Source organism: Kitasatospora sp. NPDC032150 (assembly GCF_055579945.1).
In genome coordinates this window covers 109,023-134,208 of sequence record NZ_JBVIMH010000008.1, presented here as the reverse complement: position 1 = coordinate 134,208, position 25,186 = coordinate 109,023, and the positions used below count along the sequence as shown (strand labels likewise).

Below are 25,186 nucleotides of genomic sequence, written 5' to 3'. Positions count from 1 at the left end.
CACAACGATGAGCGTTCTCGTCCCCGCCGCCGCGGACAGCGACCAGCTGCACCGCGACGCCCTGACGGTCCTGCAGCCCGGTTTCGTCGGCACCGCCCCGCCCGACTGGCTGCGCCGCCACCTGGCGGCCGGCCTCGGCTCGGTCGCCCTTTTCGGGCGGAACGTCACCGGTCCCGGGCAGCTGGCCGCGCTGACCGCGGCGCTGCGCTCGGAGAACCCGGACGTGCTGGTCGCCATCGACGAGGAGGGCGGCGACGTCACCCGGCTGGAGGCCGGTTCCGGCTCGTCCTGGCCGGGCAACCTGGCCCTCGGCGCGATCGACGATCCCGCACTAACCCGGGACGTCGCCCGCGAACTGGGCCGGGCGCTGGCCGCCTGCGGCGTCAACTACAACTGGGCGCCGTCGGCCGACGTCAACTCCAATCCGCGCAACCCGGTGATCGGGGTGCGCTCCTTCGGCGCCGACCCGAAGCTGTGCGCCCGGCACACCGCCGCCTGGGTGGAGGGCCTGCAGTCGGTCGGCGTGGCCGCCTGCGCCAAGCACTTCCCCGGCCACGGCGACACCGCCGTCGATTCCCACCTCGGCCTGCCCGTGGTGGACGTGGACGCGGACCTGTTGAGCTCACGCGACCTGGTCCCGTTCAGGGCCGCGATCGAGGCAGGTGCCAAGGCCGTGATGACCGCGCACATCATGATCCCGGCGCTGGACCCGGAGCTGCCCGCCACCCTCAGCCGAGCCGTGCTCGGCGACCTGCTGCGCGGCTCGCTGGGCTACCAGGGCCTGATCGTCACCGACGGCATCGAGATGGGCGCCATCGCCGACACCTACGGCACCGCCGAGGGCACCGTCCTCGCGCTGACCGCCGGGGCCGACGCGATCTGCGTCGGCGGCGGTCTGGCCGACGAGGAGACGGTGCTGCACCTGCGCGACGCCATCGTGGCGGCGGTCCGCACCGGCCGCCTGGCCGAGGAGCGCCTGGCGGACGCGGCCGAGCGGGTCCGGCGCCTGGGTGGCTGGGCCCGGACGGAGGCCCAGGGCGAACTGGCCGAGCCCGACCTGGCGATCGGCCTGCGGGCCGCCCGCCGGGCCCTGCGGGTGGTCCGGGCTCCGGGCGCGCCCGGAGCCCCGGTGACCGAGCGCCCGTACGTGGCCTCCTTCTCCCCGCAGGCCAACGTCGCGGTGGGCGACGAGACCCCGTGGGGCGTGGCAGGGATGCTGGCGGCCCGCTTCCCGGGCACCCGTACCGCCCGGTTCGGCCCGGACGCCGAGCCGGACGAGATGGCGGCCCGGGTGCTCGCCGAGGCGGCCGGCCGCCGGCTGGTCCTGGTGGTCCGGGACGCGCACCGCCACGCCTGGATGTCCGCGGCCCTGGAGCGGCTGGTGGCGGCCCGTCCGGACGCGCTGGTGGTCGAGATGGGCGTGCCGCAGGCCGTACCGGTGGGGGCACTGCACATCTCCACCCATGGTGCGGCGCGGGTCTGCGGGCTGGCCGCCGTCGAGGTGTTGACGGGGCAGGCGGTCTGATCCGCGGTCATGGTCCGGGGCCCGCCGGCTGTTGCACGCCGGCGGGCCCGGGCCATGACCGTTCCATGCCGGCCGCGCGGCCGCCGCTGACCCTCGCGAGCCGCAGTGCCGCCGGCGCCGCAGGACGCCGGCGAGGGTCCCTCCGAAGCGTCCGGCGGCGGGGGAGGGGCGGCACACCGAGTGTGCTGGGGGCGGGCCCTCCCGTAGGATCGTCGGAGGAATCATTCGCAGCGAGTGTGCGGACTCGCCGCCGAAAAGAGGTCCCCGTCAGGCGTCCGTCCGACGGGGTTCAACCATCTCATCGGAGGCACATCCAGATGTCCGACCCGCAGACCGCTTCCGTCCCCGGCCGGATCATGGCGGCGGAGATGGCCGAGCAGCCGGCCGTCCTGCAGCGCATCCTCGACGAGGGCGCACCGGGAATCCGCGAGATCGCGGCCCAGATCGCCGCCCGCAACCCGCGCTTCGTCCTGCTGACCGCACGCGGCACGTCCGACAACGCGGCGCTGTACGCGAAGTACCTGATCGAGGTCCTGCTGGGCAAGCCGGCCGGTCTGACGTCGATGTCCACCACCACGGCCTACGGCGCCAAGCCGGACCTCACCGATGTGCTGGTGATCACCGTCAGCCAGTCCGGCGGCTCGCCCGACCTGGTGGCTTCCACCAAGGCGGCCCGGGAGGCCGGCGCCATCACCCTGGCGGTCACCAACAACGCCGCGTCGCCGCTGGCCGAGGTCTCCGAGTTCCACATCGACGTGTTGGCGGGCCCGGAGCAGGCGCTGCCGGCCACCAAGACCTACACCGCCGAGCTGCTCGCGCTGTACCTGCTGGTGGAGGGCCTGCGCGGGAGCGACGGCTCGGCGGCCAAGGTGCTGCCCGAGCTGGCCGCCCAGGTCCTGGCCCGCCGGAGCGAGGTCAGGAAGCTGGCCGAGCGGTACCGCTTCGCCCAGCGCCTGGTCATCACCTCGCGCGGCTACGGCTACCCGACCGCCCGTGAGGCGGCCCTGAAGCTGATGGAGACCACGTACATCCCGGCCTCGCCGTTCTCCGGCGCCGACCTGCTGCACGGTCCGCTGGCGATGGTGGACAACGTCTCCCCGGTGATCGCGATCGTTCCGGACGGCAAGGGCGGCGAGGCGCTGCAGCCGGTCCTCGACCGGCTGCGCGGCCGGGGCGCCGACCTGGTCGTCATCGGCCAGCAGGACCAGGTGGACGCCGCCTCCGCCGGTTTCGCGCTCCCGGCCGGCGTCCCCGAGGAGGTCCAGCCGATCCTGGAGATCCTCCCGCTCCAGCAGCTGGCCTACGAGGTCACCATCGCCCGCGGTCAGGACCCGGACGCCCCCCGCGCCCTCGCCAAGGTCACCGAGACCCACTGACCCGCGGATCCGCTGACCCGGAAGCCCCCGGCCGTCGACGGCCGGGGGCTTCCGGGTCTGTGCGGGGGGCTCGGAGCGGGGTGGTGATGCGGCCCGGCCCCCGTCCGCGGAGGGCCGCGGTTCGAGGCGGAAAGCACTACGGGCCACGGCGCCGGCACAGGACCCTCAACCCGTGCGGCACCGCAGCCCGGAGCTGTCGTCGGGCGCCCCGACCGGCCGATGGCTGTGCGGGGCCTTTGGACGGTGGGCGACCGACCGAGGAGCTGCCTCGCGCGGTCAGGGCAGTTGCGCGGCGGGCCGCTCCTTGGTGCTCCTTCATTGTGGACTAGACCAATTCTGTTGTCCAGGGCGATTCGCAAATTGGTCTGGACAACTTGCCTGAGCGGCCCCCCGACCGGCTTCCGTGCGGCTGGCCGTGCAGCCGTCGGCAGCCCGCGCGCGGCGAAACCGGCACCTGGCCACGGGCCCGCCACCCCCGCCTCCGGTTACGCTCGCACTGTGCCCTCGCTGAACGAACTCGTCCGCCGCCACACCACGCTGACCGGTGCCGATGTGGAGTGGCTCCACATGCTGGTCTCGGAGTGGCAGCTGCTCTCCGACCTCTCCTTCGCCGACTTGGTGCTCTGGATCCCCACCTGGGACGGCATCCGGTACGTCTCGGTCGCCCAGATGCGCCCCAACACCGGCCCGACCTCCTACCAGGACGACATGGTGGGGCACCTGGTCCCGCGTGGCCGCCGCCCGCTGCTGGACGCCGCCTTCGACGAGGGCCGGATCGTCCGCGAGGGGGACCCGGAGTGGCGCGAGGAGGTCCCGGTACGGGTCGAGTCGATCCCGGTCCGGCGCGAGGGCCGGGTGCTCGGGGTGATCGCCCGCAACACCAACCTGCTGACCGTGCGCACCCCCAGCCGGCTGGAGCTCACCTATCTGCAGAGCGCCTCCGACCTGGCCCAGATGATCGCGGCAGGAACGTTTCCCTACCCGGCCGAGCAGACCGACATGGATGCCGCTCCCCGGGTCGGCGACGGCCTGATCCGGCTGGACGCCGAGGGCATCGTCACCTACGCCAGCCCCAACGCGCTCTCCGCTTACCACCGCCTCGGCCTCACCGCCGACCTGGTCGGCAGTCATCTCGGCACCGCCACGGCCGAGTTGGTGCCGCCGTCGCGCAGCGCGGTGCACGAGGCGCTGGTCAAGCTGGCCAGTGGCTGGGCCCCCCGGCAGACCGAGGTCGAGGTCCAGGGGGGAGTGGTCACCCTGCGGGCCATCCCGCTCAAGCCGAAGGGCACGCTCACCGGCTCGCTGGTGCTCTGCCGGGACGTCACCGAACTGCGCCGGCGCGACCGGGAGCTGATGACCAAGGACGCCACCATCCGGGAGATCCACCACCGGGTGAAGAACAATCTGCAGACGGTCGCCGCACTGCTGCGCCTCCAGTCCCGCCGGATGGACTCCGAGGCCGGGCGGGCCGCGCTGGACGAGGCCGTCCGGCGGGTGGGCTCGATCGCGATCGTGCACGAGACGCTCTCCCAGGCCCTGGACGAGAAGGTGGCCTTCGACGAGATCGCCGACCGGGTGCTGATGATGGTCAAGGAGCTGTCCCAGGACGGCCGCGTGGTGACCAGGCGCACCGGCAGCTTCGGCATCCTCCCCGCCGAGGTCGCCACCCCGCTGGCGATGGTGCTCACCGAACTGCTGCAGAACGCGCTGGAGCACGCCTTCGGCACCAAGGCCGAGGGGAACCTGGAGGTCAGCGCACTGCGCGGCCGGGCCCCGGCGAGCGGCAAGGGCTGGTCGGACAGCTGGAACGCGGGCGGCCGGCCGGCCGAGTACCTGCTGATCACCGTGCAGGACGACGGCAGGGGCATGCCCGAGGGCTTCGATCCCCAGCAGGAGGGCAACCTCGGTCTGCAGATCGTCCGCACCCTGTGCACCAATGAACTGGGCGGCAGCTTCGACATGGTCGCGGCACCGGGCGGTGGCACCAAGGTGGTCCTGGAGATCCCTGTTCCGTAGCCGAAGTGCTTTCCTCGCTCGCCTCCGGGCGCTCTGATCCAGCGCCGACACTCGTCGCTCGCCCTCCTTGCCCGCCATCGGGCGGGGCCCCCTCGGCTCGCGAGGGGCTTCCCGGATCGCGGAGGCGAGTGAGGAAGACGGGGTCCGCACACCAACGAGGCCCTGTCGACCGGGGGGGTGGGTCGACAGGGCCTCTCAACCCGTTCCGGCCGTCGGGGGGAGTCGGCCGGAACGGGGGCTCTTTGGTGGTGCGACGCCGGGCCCGCGTGTTGCACACGGTGAGCGTCTCAGGTCCACAGTATTGCTCTAAGTGAACGGTATCAAGTGGCCTGGCCGCTCGGCGTGGTCCGGACCTCGCCGAGGCGTGGCCCGTTCTTCGGAAGGCTCGGCCGAGCGCGCGACCACGGTCGCGGCGGCGGAGCCCTTGATCATGGGTTGATCAGGTCGAGCTGATGGAGCGTCAGGCGGTGCGGGCGCGGTTGCGGGCGGCACGGCGCTTCATGGCGCGACGCTCGTCCTCGCTCATGCCGCCCCAGACGCCGGCGTCCTGGCCGGTCTCGAGCGCCCACTGCAGGCACTGCTCCATGACGGGGCAGCGGCGGCACACGGCCTTGGCTTCCTCGATCTGCAGCAGAGCGGGGCCGGTGTTCCCGATCGGGAAGAAGAGCTCCGGGTCCTCTTCGCGGCAGACAGCGCGGTGGCGCCAGTCCATGTCCAACTCCTCCGGTCAGCGGGCGGTGACCCGGCCGACACACTCGTGGGCTTGTGAATGTGAACGCTTTCACGAATCCCACAACAGCTAAAGAGACCAAGGGCCCGCCCGGGCCTGGGTGGTCTGTGCTTGGGGTGGGGTTCGGGCGGATCAAGGGAGCCGTCGCCTGTGACGCCCGCCCAGCGGGGTCGCTGGGACGTGTCCCGATCGCCATGTAGAGGTTCGCAAACCTCGGGCCGGGATACAACCCCCTTCGGGTAGGAATTTTTGATTCTTCGGTGTCGCCTAGCTCACAGCCCGTACTTCTATGGGGTGAAGGGGGCTTGTGCGTTCGACAAGAAGGAGGAAACCGCCTTCTGGTCACACAATCACACGCAGTGCCCGCCGAACGCCTGTGAAACTGACGCGACTCCTGTCTCCAAGGTGGTCCCCATCGACCTGAAATGGGGCCGGTTCCTGTGAAACCAAGGTGAAGTGCTTGACGTCGTGGTAGGAGACAACGTGCTTTCCGTGTGGGCCAACCGGCTTCGCGGAGCCATTAGCAGGACTGTGCGAGCGCAGAATCTGACGGACCGTTCGAGCGGTGCCGAACGCCGTCATTCGAGTGATGCCGAAGACATCAAGATCGGTATCGAAGGAGGCGAGGGGGGAGGGGACCACCGGGCGATTACCCAGAAAAGTCCATGGCGAGGTGTTGGACACTATCGCCATCACCAACCCCGGCACCTGTTCCCGGCCATTGATCTCCAGGTGGATCGGGCCTTTCCGGCGATGCTCACGCTCAGTGATGTAGTGCCGGAGCGCCTGGTTGACGTACAGCGTGTGCGTGGACCGGCGGCCCGACCTGCGCTGCTCCTCGACCCGGCCGACCACCCCGGCGTCGAAGCCGAGCCCCGCGGTGAAGGTGAACCAGCGGTCCGGCACGCCCTCGGTCATCGCCTTGCCCAGGCCGATCGCCCGTTCCCGCCCGTGCTCCACCGCGTCCAGCAGGACGCCGGTCGCCTCCACCGGGTCGTTCGGCAGGCCCAGCGCGCGGGCGAAGACGTTGGTGCTGCCCCCGGGCACCACCGCCAGGCGCGGCAGCCGGTCGGACGGGCCGTTCGCCAGCAGGCCGTTCACCACTTCGTTGACGGTGCCGTCGCCACCGAGCGCCACCACCAGGTCCACCCCGTCCTCGACGGCCGCCTGGCGGGCCAAGTCCCGGGCGTGGCCCCGGTACTCGGTCTCCGCGACATCCAGCTTCAGATCGCTGCGCAGCGCGTGGATCAGCACATCACGGGTGCGTCCGCTGGTGGTGGTGGCCTTGGGGTTCACGACCAGGAGTGCGCGCATGTCGATCAGCCTACGGGGCCGTACGGGCAAGGCTGCGGTTACCCTGCTGGAGTGACCGCAGAAACTACGCAGGCCCCGGGCGGGCCGACCCCGGACCGGCCGGCCCCGCTGCTCCGGGGCGCCGTCATCACCGCGCTCGAAGGGGCCGTCCTGGCCGGCTGGGGCATCTACGACATGGTCTCGGGACTGCTCGGCGACTCGGCGGCGCTCAGCCGCAGTGAGTTCGGCGGCGTGATCCTGCTGGTGATGGGCCTGCTGCCGCTGGCGGCCGCGCGCGCCCTGTTCAGGCTCCAGCGCTGGGGCCGCAGCCCGGCCGTGCTGACCAACACCATCTGCCTGCCGGTCGCGTACTACATGTGGCAGGGCGGCGGCGTGATGCCCGCGCTGGCGGTCGTGATCGCGGCCCTCGGCCTGTTCGGTGTGGTCAGCCTGCTCAACCCGCGCGCCACCGAGGCCCTCTACGGCCCGAAGGCCGCCTGAGCGGCGCCGCACGCGTACGGCCGGAGGCATCATCGCTCCGGCCGTACACCCGTGTCACTCCTCGACCAGCAGCTTCTCCCGCAGCTGCGCCAGGGTCCGGGCCAGCAGTCGGGAGACGTGCATCTGGGAGATGCCCACCTCGGCGGCGATCTGAGACTGCGTCATGTTCCGGAAGAACCGCAGCACCAGGATCTTCTGTTCGCGCGGCGGGAGTTGGGCGAGCAGCGGCTTGAGCGACTCGCGGTACTCGACGCCCTCCAGCGCCTCGTCGGTCGCCCCCAGGGTGTCCGCCACGGCCGGCGACTCGTCGTCGCTGTCCGGAACGTCCAGCGAGAGCGTGGAGTACGCATTGGCGGACTCCAGGCCCTCCAGCACGTCCTCCTCGGAGATGCCGAGGTGCTCGGCCAGCTCGTGCACCGTGGGGGAGCGGCCGTGCCGCTGGGAGAGCTCGCTGGTCGCGGTGGTGAGCGAGAGCCGCAGCTCCTGCAGCCGGCGCGGGACCCGCACCGCCCAGCCCTTGTCCCGGAAGTGCCGCTTGATCTCGCCGACGATGGTCGGGGTGGCGTAGGTGGAGAACTCCACCCCGCGCGCGTGGTCGAAGCGGTCCACCGACTTGATCAGGCCGATGGTGGCGACCTGGGTGAGGTCGTCCAGCGGCTCGCCGCGGTTGCGGAAGCGCCGGGCCAGGTGCTCCACCAGCGGGATGTGCATCCGGACCAGCTGGTTGCGCAGCTCGACCCGCTCGGGCGACCCCTCGGGCAGCGCCGCGAGCCGGATGAAGAGCGCCCGGGCAGCCTCCCGGTCGGGCGCGCCGGACCGGTGCCGGTCCTGGGCGGGCACCGCGCTGCGGACCGCCTCGGCGGCGGCCCTCAGCTCCTCGGCCGTCAGCTCCTCGGCGAGGTCGTCCTCGGCCCCGAACCCGTCCCGGGCGAGCCCTTCGTCCTGGGCGCGGCCCGGCTGCTGGGCGTCCGGCTGCTGGTCCGGCGTCGGGCCGGTCGGCTGGCTCATCCGATGGGTGTCCTTCGGGTGCACGTCGGCTGCCGCGGTTCGGTCTTCCGCGGAGCCTCGGGAGAGGTACGGGGCGGCGTCGCTCGCCTGGGGCGGCACGGCCACGTCGGCGGTGGCGGCCGGGCTGCCGGCCACACCTGTGCGGTCCAGATCACTCACGGCGATCACCCGTTCCGTTCCGGGAGCACTTCACATTGGTTGTACCGCACTGCGGTACGGGGGAGCCGTACGCGCGGGGAAACGCGCGTACGGCTGTACGGCCGGCTCCTGCTCGCCGGCGCGCTCGGCGCGCCCTTCGACCCGCTCTCACGCCGGGGCGGTCGCCCCGCCGCGCTTCTTGTGCAGGCTGATCGACACCGTGTTGTCCGGGCCGACCGAGGAGTCCACCTCGCCGGCCAGCGCGGAGAGCACCGTCCAGGCGAAGGTGTCCCGCTCGGGCGCCTTTCCATCGGTGGTCGGCGCGGCGACGGTGACCCTGAGCGAGTCCCCGACCAGCCGGAACTCGCAACTGAGGATCGAGCCCGGCACCGCCTGCTGGAGCAGGATGGCGCAGGCCTCGTCCACCGCGATCCGGAGATCCTCGATCTCGTCCAGGGTGAAGTCCAGCCGGGCCGCGAGTCCGGCGGTGGCCGTTCGCAGCACCGAGAGGTAGGCCCCCGCTGCGGGCAGCCGGACCTCCACGAAGTCCTTCACTCCGGGCTCGCCGTCGATCTGGGACACCCTCACCTCCTGGGTGACGCGCGGTGCTTGCGGCGCTGCGGCCGCGGCACTTCCTGTTGCTTGGCTCAACTGCTTCGCCCCAACTGTCCAGAGGGGTGGTGCGGTACGTACCGGTCATACCCACCCGGGAGAGGCCGGAACGCCGCGCATCCGCCCGAGACGTTACCGCGAGAGGCGGTCCGGTGTCGCGATCCGGGCCTGCCGTCACGGGAACGAGCGAACGGGCCCGGATCAGCTGCCCAGCTCCGCGAGAGCGTCGTCGGTCAGCCGGAAGACCGTCCACTCGTCCATCGGCACGGCGCCCAGTGACTTGTAGAACCCGATCGAGGGCTCGTTCCAGTCCAGCACGGACCACTCCAGACGGGAGTAGCCGCGTTCCACGCAGATCCGGGCCAGCTCGGTCAGCAGCGCCTTGCCGTGGCCGCCGCCGCGGGCGCCCGGGCGGACGTACAGGTCCTCCAGGTAGATGCCGTGGGTGCCGCGCCAGGTGGAGAAGTTGCGGAACCACAGCGCGAAGCCCACCGGCTCGCCGCTGGCGTCGTCCTCGGCGATCAGGCCGAAGACGGCCGGGTGCTCCCCGAACAGGGCGTCGCGCAGCTGCTCCTCGGTGGCCCGCGCCTCGTGCAGGGCCCTCTCGTACCCGGCCAGCTCGCGGATCATGGTGTGGATGACGGGGACGTCGCTGATGTCGGCGGTGCGGATCATACGGTGAGGGTACTCGCGGACCCAGCGCCGCCGGGAGGCCGTTTTCGCGGTCCGATGCCGGTCGGTCCAGGACGCCGGAGGGCCCGGCCGCGCGGTCGGCGGACGGGCCCTGACAGCTGCCGGTGGTGATCAGGCTGCCTTCTTGGTCTCCCAGAAGATGGCGTCGATCTCGGCGATCAGGTCGAGCAGTGCCTGGCCGGTGGCCGGGTCGGTGGACGCCTTGGCGGCCGAGGCGGCCTTGCCGGCGCGGTTGAACAGGTCGTGCAGCTGCGGGTACTTCTCGAAGTGCGGGGCCTTGAAGTAGTCGGTGTGCAGCACCGAGAGGTGGTGCTTGACCAGCTCGGCCCGCTCCTCCTTGATGACCAGGGCACGGGTGCGGAACTGCGGGTCCTCGTTGGCCTGGTACTTCTCCTGAGTCGCCTTCACCGACTCGGCCTCGATGCGGGCCTGGGCCGGGTCGTAGACGCCGCAGGGCAGGTCGCAGTGGGCGTGCGCGGTGGCGCGCGGTGCAAACAGACGAGAGAACATGGGAGTCCTTCCTTAGATCGTCTTCCCGCGCCTGAGACTACCGCTCCGCCCGCCCTGTTTCGTGGCTGGGCCGGGGGCCTAGGGCCAAAGGAGGAGGGCCAATCGGGCGATTTCGGGCGGCCTTCGAATCCCGCCCGAAGCTGGGGGAAGCTGAACCCGGCACACCGGGACACCAGAGAGCGGGAGATGGCGGATGACGGTCAGTCGGGCGGAGAGGGGCGGCGGGCCGCTGCCGTTCGGGGTGGTCGACGTGGCCGGTCCGTCGATGCGCCCCACCCTGCGGGACGGGGACCAGGTGCTGGTCCACTACGGTGCGCGGATCCGCCCCGGCGCCGTGGTGCTGTTCCGGCATCCGCTGCGGCAGGACCTGCTGGTGGTCAAGCGCGCGGCCGGACGGCGCCGGGGCGGCTGGTGGCTGATGTCGGACAACCCGCTGGTGCTGACCGACAGCCGGGAGTACGGCGCGGTGCCGGACGAGCTGGTGCTCGGACGGGTACTGCTTCGGATGCGCCCGCGGCCGGCCTGGCTGGCCCCGGCCCCGATGCTGGAGCGGGCCCTGACGTACGGTCCGCTGGCCCGGTTCGGCGCGCTGGCGGACCGCCTCGGGGTCCACCGCCCGGTCAGTTCCGAGCTGTGACGGCCTGTGCGGCCCGCTGGGCCTCCTCGCGTTTGCGGGCCCGGTAGGCGGCCACGTTGGCGCGGGTGGCGCAGCGGTCCGAGCAGTAGCGGCGCGAGCGGTTGGTCGAGGTGTCCAGGTAGGCGTTGCGGCAGGGCGCGGCCTGGCAGATGCCGAGCCGGTCGACGCCCAGCTCGGCGAGGTGGATGGCCAGGCCCATGCAGGCGACGGCGGTGAAGTTGGCGGCGGCGGTGGGCGCGTTGTCGGCCAGGTGCAGGTGCCAGTGCGGCTGCCCCTCCGGGTTCAGGTCGTCGTGGCCGGAGATCAGCGGGCTGACCGGGTACTCGACCAGCAGGCTGTTCAGCAGGTCCACCGCGCGGACCTGGTCGCCCTCGGCCGCGGACTCGAAGACCCCGCGCAGCCGGACGCGGACGGCCCGCAGCCGGGGCAGGTCGCTCTCGTCGGCGAGCGCGGAGGCCCGCGAGGGGGAGCCGAAGAGCGCGCGTACGGCGTCCACGGAGGTGAGCGTGTCGGTGCCGCGGTCCGGCTCCTCACTGTTCACCAGCCGGACGGCGTAGTCGGCGTACGAGGCGAGCTCCACGGTGGTCCTTCCCTGGGCCGTAACAGGCGATCTGGGTCCAGGGTATTACCTGCGGCGGGAACGCGTCGGCGCCCGGCGGGAACCGGTCCCGCCGGGCGCCGGGGCGGCGCCCGGTTCAGAGCACCTTGGAGAGGAAGGCCCTGGTGCGTTCGTGCTGCGGGTCGGTGAGGACGTCGCGCGGGTGGCCGGACTCCACCACCACACCGCCGTCCATGAACACCAGCGCGTCGCCGACCTCGCGGGCGAAGCCCATCTCATGGGTGACGACGATCATCGTCATGCCCTCCTCGGCGAGGCCGCGCATGACGTCCAGGACGTCGCCGACCAGCTCGGGGTCGAGCGCGGAGGTGGGCTCGTCGAAGAGCATCAGCTTGGGCTTCATCGCCAGCGCCCGGGCGATGGCGACGCGCTGCTGCTGGCCGCCGGAGAGCTGGGTCGGGTAGTTCCCGGCCTTGTCGGCCAGCCCGACCCGCTCCAGCAGGGCCATCGCGCGCTCCTTGGCGTCGGCCCGGCTCTCCTTCTTGACCTGCACCGGCGCCTCGATGACGTTCTCCAGCGCGGTCATGTGCGGGAAGAGGTTGAACCGCTGGAAGACCATGCCGATGTCGCGCCGCTGCAGGGCGACCTCGCGGTCCTTCAGCTCGTGGAGCTTGCCGCCCTTCATCCGGTAGCCGACCAGCTCGCCGTCGACCGAGAGCAGACCGCCGTTGATCTTCTCCAGGTGGTTGATGCACCGCAGGAAGGTCGACTTGCCGGAGCCGGACGGCCCGATCAGGCAGAACACCTCGCCCTGCTTCACCTCCAGGTCGATGCCCTTGAGCACCTCGAGGGTGCCGTAGGACTTGCGCACGCCCTCGGCCATGACCATCGGCCGGCCGGACGTTCGGGGCTTTTCCAGGTCGGTCATGACGGACCACCTCCCGGTCCACTGTGCGGCGTGCCCGGGACGACCGTCGGCGAGGCCGGGGGCAGCGGGCTGCCGCGGAAGGAGCTGCGGATCCGCTGCAGCGGGGTCGGCGGCAGGGTGCGGGTGGTGCCGCGGGCGTAGTACCGCTCGATGTAGTACTGCCCGATGGTCAGCACCGAGGTCAGGAAGAGGTACCAGAGGCTGACGGTGATCAGCAACGGAATGGTCTGGAAGTTGCGCGAGTAGATGTTCTGGCCGGCCCGGAAGAGCTCCTCCAGGGCGATCACGCTGACCAGCGAGGTGGTCTTGAGCATCGAGATGGTCTCATTGCCGGTCGGCGGGATGATCACCCGCATGGCCTGCGGCAGGACGATCCGGCGCATGGTCTGGAACCGGCTCATGCCGAGCGCGTGCGCGGCCTCGCTCTGGCCCTCGTCCACCGACTGGATGCCGCCGCGGACGATCTCGGCCATGTAGGCGGCCTCGTTGAGGCCGAGGCCCAGCAGCGCCGCGGTGAACACCGGGATCAGCGAGTTGGTCGATTCCGACCAGAACGAGGGGCCGAACGGGATACCGATCGACAGCTTCGGCCAGAGTGCGCCGAGGAAGTTCCAGAAGACCAGCTGGACCAGCACGGGGGTGCCGCGGAAGACCCAGATGTAGCACCAGGCGGTACCGGCGAGCAGCGGGTTCGGCGACAGTCGCATCACCGCGAGGACGATCCCGCCGACCACGCCCATGACCATGGAGAGCGCGGTCAGTTCGAGGGTGACCCCGAGCCCGTGCACGATGCCGGAGTCGAACAGGTACTTGCCGACGACGTCCCACTGGAACGCCGGGTTGAAGATGAGGGCGTGGAGCAGCATCGCCGCGAGCACGGCGATGACGACGGCTCCGGCCCAGCGTCCGGGGTGGCGGACGGGGACCGGCTTGATGGTCCGGTGCCGTTCCGGTGCCGCCGTCCCCTGGTCGGGAGAATTCACGTTGGTGGCCTCAGGGATGCGTGTCGGCGGGGTCAGCTCTTGGCGGCGTCGATCTCGGACTTGGCGATCGCCCCGGCCCCGACGTTCCACTTCTGCAGGATCTGCTTGTAGGTGCCGTCGTCCATCAGCGACTGGACGGCACCCTGGACCGCCTTGGTCAGCGGGGAGCCCTTGGCCAGCGCGATCCCGTACGCCGCGCTGTCGCGGGTCTCGCCGAGCTTCTCCAGCTGGCCGTTGGTCTGCTTGATGGCGTAGTCGATGACCTGCGAGTCGGCGCTCATGACCTGGTCGCGGCCGGAAACCAGGGCGTTGGTGACATCGGTCTGCAGGTCGAACTTGTCGCCGTCGTTCGGGACGGCCGGCTTGCCGGCCTTGGTGCAGGCGGAGTCGATGTTGCCCTTGATGTCGTCGACCTCGGTGGTGCCGGTCTGGACAGCGATCTTCTTGCCGCACAGGTCATCGGCGGCGACCTTGTCCGGGTTGCCCTTCTTGACCGCGAACGCGATGCCCGAGGTGAAGTAGCTGACCATGTCGACGGTCTGCTCGCGCTCCTTGGTGTCCGTGAAGGAGCTCATGCCGAGCTGGTACTTCTTCGCGTCGATGCCCGGGATGACCGAGGTGAAGTCGGAGTTCTGGACCTCGGCGGTCAGGCCGAGCTTCTGCGCGATCGCGTTGGCCAGGTCGACGTCCATGCCGACGATGTTGCCCTTGTCGTCCTTGAACTCGTCCGGCGCGTAGGAGGCGTCGGCGCCGACCACCAGCTTGCCGGCGGCCTTGACGTCGGCGGGGACGAGCGAGGCCAGCGCCGGGTCGGCGGTGACCGCCTTGACGCTGGCGCTCGGGTTGGCCGCGCCGCCGGAGGAGCCGCCGCTGCTGCCGCAGGCGGTCAGCGCGAGGGCGGCGCCGGTGAGGACGGCGCCGGTCGCCAGGAGACGGGGGCGCGAGGTGCGGGCGGTCATCGGGGAACTCCTCTGTGGGAGAGGTCGGGTGGAAGTCGTGCCGTGGTCCTTTTTCGCCACCCTCCGCCGAGGTGGACGATCTGATCGCGCGGGCTCGACGAACGGCACTCCCCCAGCCGTCGACCGGGGGCTACCTCCACCCGGCCGGCGGGCCGAAGGAGGCGCTTTTCGATCCGAGTTGGGGGAATCCTGCCACTCGGTGTCGGGGCGCGGGCCCATATTCAGATCAAAATCGGATAACGGGGGCTCGGCAGGTCCGCTATCCGAACAAATACTATACACATGTTTTCCAGTGCATAGATATGCAGTCCTGCCCGGCATCATGAGGGGATCCCCGAATTTCTGACGTAGCGTCAGAAGCCCCCGTTGATCACCGCGTTCTGGGCGGCGCCCGCCGAAACGTTCCACTTGGCGAGGATCTTGTCGTACTCGCCGCCGCGGATCACTCGGTCCAGCGCCTTGACCATCAGGTCCCGCAGCACGGTGTCGGACTTCCGCAGCGCGATGCCGTACGGACCGGGCTGCAGCTGTGCGCTGGCGACCTGGTACTTGTCGGAGTCGATCGCCGAGACGTGGGCGGCGACCGGGAAGTCGTTCACGTCGGCCACCGCCTTGCCCGAGCCGAGTTCGGCCAGCGCCTCGTCGTCGGTGTCCAGCTGGTGCACGGTCAGCGGCTTCTTCGACTTGTCGCAGGAGTTGATCTGTCGCTCGGCTATCGCGGCCTGGGTGGTGCCGCGCTGGAGTGCGACGGTGTGGCCGCACAGGTCGTCCAGGTTCCTGATGGCCTTCGGATTGCCCTTCTGCACCAGGATCGACGTTCCGGCGATGAAGTAGTCGACGAAGTCCACCCCGGGGCCGGTCCGCTTGCCGCTGTCGTCGGTGCCGTCCCGGCGCTGGCGGGTGTCGCTCAGCGCGGACATCGCGGCATCGATGTCCTTGGCCTGCAGTGCGGGCAGCAGTTTGTCGAACCCGGTGTCCACGAACTGGACCTTCAGTCCGAGCTCCTTGCCGATCGCCTCGGCGATGTCCGGGTCGAGCCCGGTCGCGTCGCCGTTCTGGCCCTTGAACTCCACCGGGGCGTAGTTGAGATCCGAGCCGATCTTCAGCACCCCGGCGGACTTCACCGCCGCGGGCAGCTTGCCGTGCAGGTCCTCGCTGTCCGCGTTCTTGGGGGACGAGCCGCCGCTGCAGGCGGTGAGCAGCAGGGCGCCGGCCACCAGGGTCACCCCGGCGCGGCTCGCGGTCAGTGGCGACGTTCGATGCATGTGTGGCTCCTCCGGTTGGGCAAAGAGTGCTGGGCCGCCGGGGGCACCCGGGTACGCCGATCGACCCGGCCCTGCGGCGTCCTGACGACCCGCAGCCCCGGGACGACCGGTGGCTCAAAACGGGGATCCTGCCATCCCCACCTGCCCGACGCACGGGGGGTGTGCCAGAATCTGCTAGCGGGTGACCCCCGAACAGAACTCGGACCGCCGGGCCGTCTCCGTCGATAGGGCGGGGGAAGGCCCGGGGTGCGCAGGACCGGAAGTCGACGACGCCGACTCTGGATCCCAAGCGCCGACTTTCCTTCGTGCCCGGGTTCACCCCTGCGAGTGCGCGCGCTCGGTCGCCGTGTCGCCGCCGGCCGTCCGGTACTTCAGAAACCTCCGGTCGTCAAGTGGTGATCAAGTGATGACCAGTGCGTGAAGAGGACAGAAAGGCATAGGTAGGACGCCTTTGTCCGACTTAGGCTCAAGGGTCCGGCCCCGGCCGGATGACGCTCTGGCAGAGCGGAAGCACAGCGCAGAAAACCAACCCTTACCAGAGGGCGCGCCCGACGGCCGCGCTCCGACCCGGTTCCGGGTGCGCCTCGCGTACCCGGTTTCCGCTTCTCCCGGACTCCGGGACGCGTACCGGGCCGGCCGGCCGCCGGCCGGGCGCCCTCGCCGATCATGACGAAGAGGTCATAGTGGCAGCGGAGATCATCCACCCGAACACCCAGGCCCGTCCGACCAGCGGCTCCGCCGCGGGCGACGACCCCGTGGACGCGGTCTTCGCACTGCACCGCGGCGGCAAGATGGAGGTGCGCGCCACGGTGCCGGTGCGTGACGCGGACGATCTGTCCCTCGCCTACACCCCCGGCGTGGCCCGGGTCTGCACGGCCATCGCCGAGCAGCCCGAGCTGGTGGACGACTACACCTGGAAGTCCAACGTGGTCGCGGTGGTCACCGACGGCACCGCGGTGCTCGGCCTCGGCGACATCGGGCCGGAGGCCTCGCTGCCGGTGATGGAGGGGAAGGCGATCCTCTTCAAGCAGTTCGGCGGCGTGGACGCGGTCCCGATCGCGCTGGCCTGCACCGAGGTCGACGAGATCGTGGAGACCGTGGTCCGGCTCGCCCCGTCCTTCGGCGGCGTCAACCTGGAGGACATCTCCGCCCCGCGCTGCTTCGAGATCGAGCGCCGGCTCCAGGACGCCCTCGACATCCCGGTCTTCCACGATGACCAGCACGGCACCGCGATCGTCACCACCGCCGCGCTGTGGAACGCCGCCGAGGTGACCGGCCGCCGGATCGGTGACCTGCGGGCCGTCATCTCCGGTGCGGGCGCGGCCGGTATCGCGATCGCCAAGATGCTGGTCGCGGCCGGCATCGGCGACGTGGCGGTCTGCGACCGGCGCGGTGTGGTGCACCAGGGCCGGGAGGACCTCACCGACGTCAAGGCCGAGATCGCCGCACGGACCAACAAGGCCGGGCTCAAGGGCTCGCTGGCCGAGGCGCTCGCGGGCGCGGACGTCTTCATCGGGGTCTCCGGCGGCACGGTGCCCGAGGAGGTCGTCGCCACCATGGCCGATGGCTGCTTCGTCTTCGCGATGGCCAACCCCGACCCGGAGATCCGCCCCGAGGTCGCGCACAAGTACGCGGCCGTGGTGGCCACCGGGCGCAGCGACTTCCCGAACCAGATCAACAACGTGCTGGCCTTCCCCGGCATCTTCGCCGGCGCCCTCCAGGTCCGGGCCCGCCGGATCACCGAGGGCATGAAGCTGGCCGCCGCCAAGGCGCTGGCCGCCGTCGTCGCCGACGAGCTGACGCCGCAGAAGGTCATCCCCTCGCCGTTCGACGAGCGGGTCGCCCCGGCGGTCGCCAAGGCCGTGGCCGAGGCCGCCCGCACCGAGGGCGTCGCCCGGCGGTAGCGCCCGCGGCGGCGGCCCGGAGCCTGTGGGAGCGCCCCGGCTGGTCGGCCGGGCCGGGACACGCGGTAGAGGTCACACCTCCGCGTGGTTCCGGCCCTCGGCCGGCGCGGCTATCGTCCGGGGCATGTTCGCTGCCTATGCCGCACGTATCGACCCCGACGATCCGCTCAGCGCACTGGAGTTGGGGGACCTCCCCGAACCGCAGGCCCGACCCGGCTGGAGTGTGGTGACGGTGAAGGCCGCCACCCTCAACCACCACGACCTGTGGTCACTGCGTGGCGTGGGACTGCCCGCGGAGCGGCTGCCGATGATCCTCGGCTGCGATGCCGCCGGGGTGGACGAGCACGGCAACGAGGTGGTCATCCACTCCGTGATCGGTCAGAGCGGCCACGGGGTCGGCCCCGACGAACCGCGCTCCCTGCTGACCGAGCGCTACCAGGGCACCTTCGCCCAGCGGGTCGCCGTACCGACCTGGAACCTGCTGCCCAAGCCGGCCGAACTCACCTTCGAGCAGGCCGCCTGCCTGCCCACCGCCTGGCTGACGGCCTACCGGATGCTCTTCACCAAAGCGGGCGTCAAGCCCGGTGACACCGTGCTGGTCCAGGGCGCGGGCGGCGGGGTGGCCACCGCTCTGGTGGTCCTCGCCAAGGCGGCCGGGCTGAGGGTCTGGGTGACCGGACGGGACGAGGTCAAGCGGGCCCGGGCGGTCGAGCTCGGCGCGGACGCCGCGTTCGAGAGCGGGGCCCGGCTGCCGGAGCGGGTGGACGCGGTGATGGAGACCGTCGGCGCCGCCACCTGGGCGCACTCGGTCAAGGCCCTCAAGCCCGGCGGCACCATCGTCATCTCCGGTGCCACCTCCGGCTACAACCCGCCGGCGACCGAGCTGAACCGGATCTTCTTCCTGGAGCTCAACGTGGCGGGCTCCACCATGGGCACCAAGGACGAACTCGCCGGGTTGCTCTCGCTCTGCGTCAACACCGGCATCCGGCCGGTGATCGACAGCGTGTTCCCGCTCACCGAGGCCCGGGACGCCTTCGCCCGCCTCGCCAAGGGCGACGTCTTCGGCAAGCTGGTCCTGACGCCGTAACCCGCCGAGGGGACGCGGCAGTTCCGCAGGGGCGCGGGGAAACCGCGCCCCTGGGAAGGCGCTCAGTGGAGCAGGTCGCGCAGGCGCTGTGCCGCCGCCGCCAGTACGACCCGGGATTCGGCGAGTTGGGCCGCGGTCACGCCGGTGTCGCGGGCGGTGTCCCTGACCTGGTCGCGGAAGCGGTCGAGCAGGCGCTCCAACTCCCGGGCGGGGTCGGCCGAAGGGTCGGTCACGGTCCACGGTGGAAGGTCCGCGGGGGTCTCGTCGCCGGCGCTCTCCTCGTCCAGGTCGATCCGGGTGATCCGGATCTCCTCCTCGGACGCCGCGGGATGGCCCCACTTGGCGGCGTCCGCCAACCCGGCCAGGCTGCGGGTCAGTTCGGAGAGCCCCTCGGCCAGCCCGGTGGACCAGTCGCCGCGGGCGGTGGCCTCGCGGACCTGCTGCTCCACCCGGCGCTTGATCCGCAGGGCCTCCTGCTGTGCGGCGGACCTGGCCGCTCTGGCCTGTTCGCGCAGCCTGCGGGCCTCCTCCTCGGCCGCCTTGGCCTTCGCCTTGGCGGCCCGCTCCTGCTCCTTGGCCCGCTTGGCCTGTTCCTTGGCCTGCGCCTTGAACTGGGCGAACTCCTCCTTGGCCCGCTGCCAGGACTCCTTGTCGCCCCACGCGCCGTCCCATGGTCCCCCGCCCTCGGCCTGCGGCCTGGGTGCCTGGCGGGCAGCACCCCAGAGCTCCTCGCGCAGGTCCTTGGCACTGTCCCGGACGTCCTCGCGGATCGCTCCGGCCAGCTGGGCCACCGACTCCCGGATCTCCACCTCCAGCTCGGCCAATTCGTCCTGGCGCAGGCTCAGTTCGGCGCGCCCGGCGTCGGTGAGGCGGAAGACCTTCCGGCCGCCCTCGGTGCTGTGGGTGACCAGGCCCTCCTTCTCCAGCTTCGCCAGCCGGGGGTACACGGTGCCCGCCGAGGGGGCGTACAGCCCCTGGAAGCGCTCCTCCAGCAGGCGGATCACCTCGTAGCCGTGGCGGGGGGTCTCGTCCAGGAGCTTCAGCAGGTACAGCCGGAGTCGGCCGTGGCCGAAGACGGGGGTCATGTCATGCCTCCTGATCGCCGGCGGAGGGGAGTTCCTTCACCAGGTTGGGGCGGTCGTCCGGCTCGGGGCGGCGGAGCACCGTCACCGCGCCGGAGACGGTGGTGACCTGGAGCCTGCCGCTGCCGCTGCCGAGCTGGCCGGAGAGCTTCTTGGCGCCCCAGGTGCCGCCGAGCTTGAGTTCGTCGAAGGTGCTGGTCAGGTCGCCGCTGGTGGTGCCGGCCTCGACCTGGGTGTCGGCGAGCGAGGGGAGCCGGACGCCGACCGCGCCGCTGACGGTGGTGACGCGGATGTCGGCGGCGGTCTCGACGTCCAGGTCGAGGGTGACGTCGCCGCTGACGGAATTGGCCTGGACCTTCTCGGCCTCGCCGGCGACCAGTGTGACCCGACCGGAGACGGTGTTGACCCGCAACTCGCCGGCCACCGACTGGGCGTCCACGTCACCGGAGACGGTGTTGGCGTCGGTCCGGCCGGTGAGGCCGACCAGGGTGGTCTCACCGCTGGCGCCGTTCACCGAGACCTTGCCGGTGAACCCGGAGACGGTGGCGTCGGCCGAGACGGTGCCGACCTTGACCTCGGCGCCGGCCGGGACGGCCAGCGAGACCACGGCCCGACGCTTGCGGCGCAGCGAGGCGAAGAAGTACTTGACCGACTGCACCGACTTCACGGCCTCGCCGAACTCGGTCCAGCTGAGGTCCTTGTAGGTCACGGTGAGGACGCCGTTCTCCAGGCTGACCAGCAGCGGTTCGCCCTCCAGCTCGGTGACCTCCAGGCGGGCCGGGCCCTCGGTGGCGACGACGTTGACCGCGCCGCCGATGGTACGCACGTGCAGGGTGTCGACCTGCTGTCCGTCGAAGCCGATCCGCTGCGGCTCGCTGACCGTCCACTGGTTCATGGTGCTGTCGCCTCCCGTTGAGCGTTTCGCGATGTATCGCGTCTACCTGTCTAAGACGATATATCGCGTAACGGCCAAGTCAAGGTCGCCCCGACCCTGGTCTCTCCCGTAGGGGCGGCGGTCGCTCCCGTAGGGGCAGCCCCGACCGCACACACGCCGAGGGCCCGGCAGGCGGTTGCCTCCGGGCCCTCGATGCCGCGTGGATCAGTCCTCGTCCTCGTCGTCCAGCCGGGCCAGCCAGGTGGCCAGCCGCTCGACCGGGATCTCGAAGTCGGGGTTGAGGTCGACGAACTCCTGCAGCCGCGCGGCCAGCCACTCGAAGGTGACCTCCTCCTCGCCGCGCCGGTTCTCCAGTTCCTCGATGCCTCGGTCGGTGAAGTACACGGTTCTGCGCTCCGCTCCGATGGGGATGGCCGCCCCGGATGGGGATCGGCTGTCAGGATAGCCGCGGGCCCGGCCCCCGCCGGAGCGGGGACCGGGCCCGTCAGTGCCTTGCGAGGCCGTCGACTCAGAGGCTGAAGACCTCGTCCAGGAGGGCCTGCTGCTCGGCGGCGTGCCGCTTGGCCGAGCCGACCGCGGGGGCCGAGGAGGCCGGGCGGGCGACGCGGAGCAGGCGGGCGCCACCGCCCGCGCTGCGGCCGATGACGACCTGCAGGTGGTCGACCAGGTTCATCGCGATGAACGGCCAGGCACCCTGGTTGGCCGGCTCCTCCTGCGCCCAGATGAACTGGACGTTGTCGCCGTAGCGGGCCAGCTCCTCCTGGAGCTCGGCCACCGGCAGCGGGTAGAGCCGCTCCATCCGGACGATCGCGGTGTCGGTGACGCCGCGCTCGGCGCGGGCCGCCTCCAGGTCGTAGTAGAACTTGCCGGAGGTGATGACCACCTTGCGCACGTGTCCCGGGTTCACGGTGGTGTCGCCGATCACCGGGCGGAACGAGCCGGAGAGGAACTCCGAGGTGGCCGACGCCGCCGCCTTCAGGCGCAGCATCGACTTCGGGGTGAAGACGACCAGCGGCTTGTGGTGCGGGTTGTGCGCCTGCCAGCGCAGCAGGTGGAAGTAGTTCGACGGCAGCGTCGGCATCGCGACCGTCATGTTGTTCTGCGCGCACAGCTGGAGGAAGCGCTCCGGGCGGGCGGACGAGTGGTCCGGGCCCTGGCCCTCGTAGCCGTGCGGCAGCAGCAGGGTGACGCCGGAGTGCTGGCCCCACTTCTGCTCGGCGGAGGCGATGTACTCGTCCACCATGGTCTGCGCGCCGTTGACGAAGTCACCGAACTGCGCCTCCCACATGACCAGCGCGTTCGGCCGGGTCAGCGAGTAGCCGTACTCGAAGCCCATCGCGGCGTACTCCGACAGCAGGCTGTCGTAGACGGTGTAGCGGGCCTGGTCCTCGGTCAGGTACAGCAGCGGGGTGTAGTCCTCGCCGGTGTTGCGGTCGATCAGGACCGCGTGGCGCTGGCCGAAGGTGCCGCGGCGGCTGTCCTGGCCGGCCAGGCGGACCGGGTGGCCCTCCATAAGCAGCGAGCCGATGGCGAGCGTCTCGCCCATCGCCCAGTCGATGGTGTTGTCCTCGACCGAGGCGGCGCGGCGCTGCAGCTGCGGCAGCAGACGTGGGTGGACGGTCAGCCAGTCCGGCAGGTTGACCTGCGAGGCGGCGATCCGCTTCACCATCTCCTCGGAGATGGCGGTCTGGATGGAGACCGGGAAGTCGGCGACCGGCTTGCCGTTGGCGGCCGGAGCCGGGGCGGTGGCGGCCGCGCGGACCTCGGAGAAGACCTTCTCCAGCTGGCCCTGGAAGTCCTGGAGCGCCTGCTCCGCCTCTTCCATGGTGATGTCGCCACGGCCGATCAGGCCCTCGGTGTACAGCTTGCGCACCGAGCGCTTCTTGTCGATCAGGTCGTACATCAGCGGCTGGGTGAACGACGGGTTGTCGGCCTCGTTGTGACCGCGGCGGCGGTAGCAGATGAGGTCGATCACGACGTCCTTGTGGAACGCCTGGCGGAACTCGAAGGCGAGTCGCGCGACGCGGACCACGGCCTCCGGGTCGTCGCCGTTCACGTGGAAGATCGGGGCCTCGATCATGCGGGCCACGTCGGTGCAGTACATCGAGGAGCGGCTGGACGCCGGGGCGGCGGTGAAGCCGACCTGGTTGTTCACCACGACGTGCACGGTGCCGCCGGTGCGGTAGCCGCGCAGCTGCGACATGTTCAGGGTCTCCGCGACGACGCCCTGGCCGGCGAAGGCCGCGTCACCGTGGATCTGGATCGGCAGCACCGGGAAGGTGGTGCCGCCCTGGTCCAGGATGTCCTGCTTGGCGCGGGCGATGCCCTCGACGACCGGGTCCACGGCCTCCAGGTGGGAGGGGTTCGCGGCGAGCGAGACCTTGATGGTCTCGCCGTCCAGGCCGGTGAAGGTGCCCTCGGCGCCCAGGTGGTACTTCACGTCGCCGGAACCGTGCATCGACTTCGGGTCGAGGTTGCCCTCGAACTCGCCGAAGATCTTGCCGTACGGCTTGCCGACGATGTTGGCCAGCACGTTCAGGCGGCCGCGGTGGGCCATGCCGATGACGGCCTCGTCCAGGCGGTGCTCGGCGGCGGCGTCGATGGTGGCGTCCAGCAGCGGGATGAGCGACTCGCCGCCCTCCAGCGAGAAACGCTTCTGCCCGACGTACTTGGTCTGCAGGAAGGTCTCGAAGGCCTCGGCCGAGTTCAGCCGGCGCAGGATGCGCAGCTGCTCCTCGCGCTCGGGCTTGGTGTAGGGCTTCTCCAGGCGCTCCTGCAGCCACTTGCGCTGCTTCGGGTCCTGGATGTGCATGTACTCGATGCCGACGGTGCGGCAGTAGGTGTTGCGCAGCAGGCCGAGGATGTCGCGGAGCTTCATCATCTTCTGGCCGCCGAAGCCGCCGACCGCGAACTCGCGCTCCAGGTCCCACAGGGTCAGGCCGTGCGAGACCACGTCCAGGTCCGGGTGCCGGCGCTGCTTGTACTCCAGCGGGTCGGTGTCCGCCATCAGGTGGCCGCGCACGCGGTAGGCGTGGATCAGCTCCATCACGCGGGCGGTCTTGTTGACCTCGTCCTCGTGGGTGGCGGCGACGTCGGTCGCCCAGCGGACCGGCTCGTACGGGATCCGCAGGGACTCGAAGACCTCGTCGTAGAAGTTGTGCTCGCCCAGCAGCAGTTGGTGGATCGAGCGCAGGAACTCACCGGAGGCGGCACCCTGGATGACCCGGTGGTCGTAGGTCGAGGTGAGCGTCATGATCTTGGAGACGCCCAGGCGGGCCAGCGTCTCCGGGGAGGAGCCCTGGAACTCGGCCGGGTACTCCATGGCGCCGACACCGACGATGGTGCCCTGGTTCTGCATCAGGCGCGGGACCGAGTGGACGGTGCCGATGCCGCCGGGGTTGGTCAGCGAGACCGTGACGCCGGTGAAGTCGTCCATGGTCAGCTTGTTGGCGCGGGCGCGGCGGACGATGTCCTCGTAGGCCTGCCAGAAGCCGAAGAAGTCCAGGGTCTCGGCCTTCTTGATGGCCGCGACGACCAGCTGGCGATCACCGTTCGGCTTGACCAGGTCGATGGCCAGGCCCAGGTTCACGTGCTCGGGCTTGACCAGGTAGGCCTTGCCGTCCTTCACCTGGTAGCTGTAGTTCATGCCCGGGTTGGCCTTGACGGCCTGGACCAGGGCGTAGCCGATCAGGTGGGTGAAGGAGACCTTGCCGCCACGAGCGCGCTGCAGGTGGTTGTTGATGACGATGCGGTTGTCGATCAGCAGCTTGGCCGGGACCGCACGCACCGAGGTCGCGGTCGGCACCTCCAGCGAGGCGTCCATGTTGCTGGCGACGGCCTTGGCCGGGCCACGCAGCTGGATCAGCTCGGGACCCTCCGCGGCCGGCGCGGGCGCGGCCGGGGCGGCGGCCTTGGGCGCGGGCGGCGCGGCGGGGGCTGCGGCGAGCGGCGCGGGCGCCGGCTGGACCGGCGCGGCCGGTGCAGCGGGGGCGGGCGCCGTAGCGGCGGCAGCGGGGGCGGCGGGAGCAGCAACGATGGTCGGCGCGGAGCCGGCCGGGGTTGCGGCCTGGGTCACTGGAGTCACCTCGGTACCGGGCTTGTAGTCGGCGAAAAAGTCCCACCAGGCTCGGTCGACCGAGTTGGGATCCTGGAGGTACTGCTGGTAGATCTCGTCGACGAGCCACTCGTTGGGGCCGAAGCCAGTGGAGCTTGCCGAGCTGACGGGGGTTTCAGGGTGTGGCGACACGGGGCAACCGCCCTCTTCCGCTTCCTTTTGGGATGGTGGACAGCGGGGATTAAGGCTACGCCTCCGAACAGTGATCGCGCAGTCCCCAGCCGGGAGGCGTCGTCCAGATCACAGTACCAACCTGCAATTTGGCTGAAAACCTGCGTTAGAACTCTCGGCCAGCGGGTAGACGGACGACTTCTCGCTGGGCTGAAACCCCCACAAAATCGGACAATACCGTAGGTCGTTGTCCGATGACA

At 70.9% G+C, this 25,186-nt stretch carries 22 protein-coding genes; 7 read left to right on the top strand and 15 right to left on the bottom strand.

The features are described 5' to 3' along the window. The first annotated feature begins 7 nt into the window (after positions 1–7). The 3 genes from ACZ5ON_RS12435 to ACZ5ON_RS12425 all read left to right on the top strand — a co-directional run bounded on the left by ACZ5ON_RS12435 (position 8) and on the right by ACZ5ON_RS12425 (position 4,917). A complete protein-coding gene (locus ACZ5ON_RS12435; RefSeq protein ID WP_465589747.1) occupies positions 8–1,525 on the top strand; it encodes a glycoside hydrolase family 3 protein in 1,518 nt (505 codons plus the stop codon). Between the two features lie 317 nt (positions 1,526–1,842). Next, positions 1,843–2,901, top strand: coding sequence for an SIS domain-containing protein (locus ACZ5ON_RS12430; RefSeq protein ID WP_465589744.1), 1,059 nt, complete (start codon positions 1,843–1,845; stop codon positions 2,899–2,901). A 498-nt stretch (positions 2,902–3,399) separates the two neighbouring features. Next, positions 3,400–4,917: a histidine kinase N-terminal domain-containing protein gene (locus tag ACZ5ON_RS12425; RefSeq protein WP_465589741.1), complete on the top strand. Its 1,518-nt coding sequence runs from the start codon at positions 3,400–3,402 to the stop codon at positions 4,915–4,917. Between the two features lie 460 nt (positions 4,918–5,377). Here ACZ5ON_RS12425 and ACZ5ON_RS12420 read toward each other — a convergent pair whose 3' ends face one another. Both ACZ5ON_RS12420 and ACZ5ON_RS12415 read right to left on the bottom strand, forming a co-directional pair. Then, complete coding sequence (locus ACZ5ON_RS12420; protein WP_014138019.1) at positions 5,378–5,629, bottom strand: WhiB family transcriptional regulator; 252 nt, start codon at positions 5,627–5,629, stop codon at positions 5,378–5,380. A 360-nt stretch (positions 5,630–5,989) separates the two neighbouring features. Beyond that, the gene (locus ACZ5ON_RS12415) at positions 5,990–6,961 is read right to left on the bottom strand and encodes a diacylglycerol/lipid kinase family protein (protein WP_465589738.1); all 972 of its coding nucleotides are present in this window, start codon (positions 6,959–6,961) and stop codon (positions 5,990–5,992) included. A gap of 51 nt (positions 6,962–7,012) precedes the next feature. Between ACZ5ON_RS12415 and ACZ5ON_RS12410 the strand changes: the two genes are divergently transcribed. Further along, complete coding sequence (locus ACZ5ON_RS12410; protein WP_465589735.1) at positions 7,013–7,441, top strand: hypothetical protein; 429 nt, start codon at positions 7,013–7,015, stop codon at positions 7,439–7,441. Positions 7,442–7,495: 54 nt separating this feature from the next. Here the strand turns inward: ACZ5ON_RS12410 and ACZ5ON_RS12405 are convergent, their stop codons facing one another. From ACZ5ON_RS12405 to sodN, 4 genes are all read right to left on the bottom strand, one after another. Next, positions 7,496–8,608 carry an RNA polymerase sigma factor SigF gene (locus ACZ5ON_RS12405; protein WP_465589732.1) on the bottom strand — a complete coding sequence of 371 codons (1,113 nt, stop codon included), beginning with the start codon at positions 8,606–8,608 and terminating at the stop codon, positions 7,496–7,498. A 147-nt stretch (positions 8,609–8,755) separates the two neighbouring features. Then, positions 8,756–9,169, bottom strand: coding sequence for an ATP-binding protein (locus ACZ5ON_RS12400; protein ID WP_344638297.1), 414 nt, complete (start codon positions 9,167–9,169; stop codon positions 8,756–8,758). Positions 9,170–9,400: 231 nt separating this feature from the next. Continuing rightward, the gene (locus tag ACZ5ON_RS12395; RefSeq protein WP_465589729.1) at positions 9,401–9,874 is read right to left on the bottom strand and encodes a GNAT family N-acetyltransferase; all 474 of its coding nucleotides are present in this window, start codon (positions 9,872–9,874) and stop codon (positions 9,401–9,403) included. Positions 9,875–10,003: 129 nt separating this feature from the next. Continuing rightward, positions 10,004–10,402, bottom strand: a complete 399-nt coding sequence (sodN, locus tag ACZ5ON_RS12390; RefSeq protein ID WP_465589726.1) for a superoxide dismutase, Ni — start codon at positions 10,400–10,402, stop codon at positions 10,004–10,006. Positions 10,403–10,595: 193 nt separating this feature from the next. Between sodN and sodX the strand changes: the two genes are divergently transcribed. After that, positions 10,596–11,039 (top strand): nickel-type superoxide dismutase maturation protease, encoded by a 444-nt coding sequence (gene sodX, locus ACZ5ON_RS12385; protein WP_465589723.1) that lies wholly within the window; start codon positions 10,596–10,598, stop codon positions 11,037–11,039. Here the strand turns inward: sodX and ACZ5ON_RS12380 are convergent. From ACZ5ON_RS12380 to ACZ5ON_RS12360, 5 genes are all read right to left on the bottom strand, one after another. Further along, entirely contained in the window at positions 11,023–11,619 is a 597-nt protein-coding gene (locus ACZ5ON_RS12380; RefSeq protein ID WP_465589720.1) for a CGNR zinc finger domain-containing protein, read from the bottom strand. The genes sodX and ACZ5ON_RS12380 overlap by 17 nt on opposite strands. Before the next feature lie 115 nt (positions 11,620–11,734). Then, a complete protein-coding gene (locus ACZ5ON_RS12375) occupies positions 11,735–12,526 on the bottom strand; it encodes an amino acid ABC transporter ATP-binding protein (RefSeq protein WP_465589717.1) in 792 nt (263 codons plus the stop codon). After that, positions 12,523–13,509 (bottom strand): amino acid ABC transporter permease, encoded by a 987-nt coding sequence (locus ACZ5ON_RS12370; protein ID WP_465589714.1) that lies wholly within the window; start codon positions 13,507–13,509, stop codon positions 12,523–12,525. The genes ACZ5ON_RS12375 and ACZ5ON_RS12370 overlap by 4 nt, the downstream gene beginning before the upstream one ends. A gap of 32 nt (positions 13,510–13,541) precedes the next feature. Then, positions 13,542–14,468, bottom strand: coding sequence for an ABC transporter substrate-binding protein (locus ACZ5ON_RS12365; RefSeq protein WP_465589711.1), 927 nt, complete (start codon positions 14,466–14,468; stop codon positions 13,542–13,544). Positions 14,469–14,821: 353 nt separating this feature from the next. Beyond that, positions 14,822–15,733 (bottom strand): ABC transporter substrate-binding protein, encoded by a 912-nt coding sequence (locus tag ACZ5ON_RS12360; protein ID WP_465589708.1) that lies wholly within the window; start codon positions 15,731–15,733, stop codon positions 14,822–14,824. 683 nt (positions 15,734–16,416) lie between these two features. On the opposite strand from ACZ5ON_RS12360, the gene ACZ5ON_RS12355 reads away from it, so the two are divergent. Together ACZ5ON_RS12355 and ACZ5ON_RS12350 are read left to right on the top strand one after the other, a co-directional pair. Then, positions 16,417–17,637, top strand: coding sequence for an NAD(P)-dependent malic enzyme (locus ACZ5ON_RS12355; RefSeq protein ID WP_465589705.1), 1,221 nt, complete (start codon positions 16,417–16,419; stop codon positions 17,635–17,637). A gap of 124 nt (positions 17,638–17,761) precedes the next feature. Next, on the top strand, positions 17,762–18,724 hold the full coding sequence (locus tag ACZ5ON_RS12350) for a zinc-binding dehydrogenase (protein WP_465589702.1): 963 nt from the start codon (positions 17,762–17,764) through the stop codon (positions 18,722–18,724). A 62-nt stretch (positions 18,725–18,786) separates the two neighbouring features. Here the strand turns inward: ACZ5ON_RS12350 and ACZ5ON_RS12345 are convergent, their stop codons facing one another. The 4 genes from ACZ5ON_RS12345 to ACZ5ON_RS12330 form a co-directional block, all read right to left on the bottom strand. Continuing rightward, positions 18,787–19,809, bottom strand: coding sequence for a PadR family transcriptional regulator (locus tag ACZ5ON_RS12345; RefSeq protein WP_465589700.1), 1,023 nt, complete (start codon positions 19,807–19,809; stop codon positions 18,787–18,789). Position 19,810: 1 nt separating this feature from the next. Beyond that, the gene (locus tag ACZ5ON_RS12340) at positions 19,811–20,701 is read right to left on the bottom strand and encodes a DUF4097 family beta strand repeat-containing protein (RefSeq protein WP_465589699.1); all 891 of its coding nucleotides are present in this window, start codon (positions 20,699–20,701) and stop codon (positions 19,811–19,813) included. A gap of 204 nt (positions 20,702–20,905) precedes the next feature. Further along, positions 20,906–21,085, bottom strand: coding sequence for a DUF6104 family protein (locus ACZ5ON_RS12335; RefSeq protein WP_465589697.1), 180 nt, complete (start codon positions 21,083–21,085; stop codon positions 20,906–20,908). 124 nt (positions 21,086–21,209) lie between these two features. Beyond that, a complete protein-coding gene (locus ACZ5ON_RS12330; RefSeq protein WP_465589695.1) occupies positions 21,210–24,947 on the bottom strand; it encodes a multifunctional oxoglutarate decarboxylase/oxoglutarate dehydrogenase thiamine pyrophosphate-binding subunit/dihydrolipoyllysine-residue succinyltransferase subunit in 3,738 nt (1,245 codons plus the stop codon). Positions 24,948–25,186 lie beyond the last annotated feature (239 nt).

Coding starts and splice junctions, on each gene's coding strand:
- ACZ5ON_RS12435 (WP_465589747.1), top strand. CDS start 8: ATGAGCGTTCTCGTCCCCGCCGCCGCGGACAGCGACCAGCTGCACCGC.
- ACZ5ON_RS12430 (WP_465589744.1), top strand. CDS start 1,843: ATGTCCGACCCGCAGACCGCTTCCGTCCCCGGCCGGATCATGGCGGCG.
- ACZ5ON_RS12420 (WP_014138019.1), bottom strand. CDS start 5,629: ATGGACTGGCGCCACCGCGCTGTCTGCCGCGAAGAGGACCCGGAGCTC.
- ACZ5ON_RS12415 (WP_465589738.1), bottom strand. CDS start 6,961: ATGCGCGCACTCCTGGTCGTGAACCCCAAGGCCACCACCACCAGCGGA.
- ACZ5ON_RS12395 (WP_465589729.1), bottom strand. CDS start 9,874: ATGATCCGCACCGCCGACATCAGCGACGTCCCCGTCATCCACACCATG.
- sodN (WP_465589726.1), bottom strand. CDS start 10,402: ATGTTCTCTCGTCTGTTTGCACCGCGCGCCACCGCGCACGCCCACTGC.
- sodX (WP_465589723.1), top strand. CDS start 10,596: ATGACGGTCAGTCGGGCGGAGAGGGGCGGCGGGCCGCTGCCGTTCGGG.
- ACZ5ON_RS12375 (WP_465589717.1), bottom strand. CDS start 12,526: ATGACCGACCTGGAAAAGCCCCGAACGTCCGGCCGGCCGATGGTCATG.
- ACZ5ON_RS12365 (WP_465589711.1), bottom strand. CDS start 14,468: ATGACCGCCCGCACCTCGCGCCCCCGTCTCCTGGCGACCGGCGCCGTC.
- ACZ5ON_RS12360 (WP_465589708.1), bottom strand. CDS start 15,733: ATGCATCGAACGTCGCCACTGACCGCGAGCCGCGCCGGGGTGACCCTG.
- ACZ5ON_RS12350 (WP_465589702.1), top strand. CDS start 17,762: ATGTTCGCTGCCTATGCCGCACGTATCGACCCCGACGATCCGCTCAGC.
- ACZ5ON_RS12345 (WP_465589700.1), bottom strand. CDS start 19,809: ATGACCCCCGTCTTCGGCCACGGCCGACTCCGGCTGTACCTGCTGAAG.
- ACZ5ON_RS12340 (WP_465589699.1), bottom strand. CDS start 20,701: ATGAACCAGTGGACGGTCAGCGAGCCGCAGCGGATCGGCTTCGACGGA.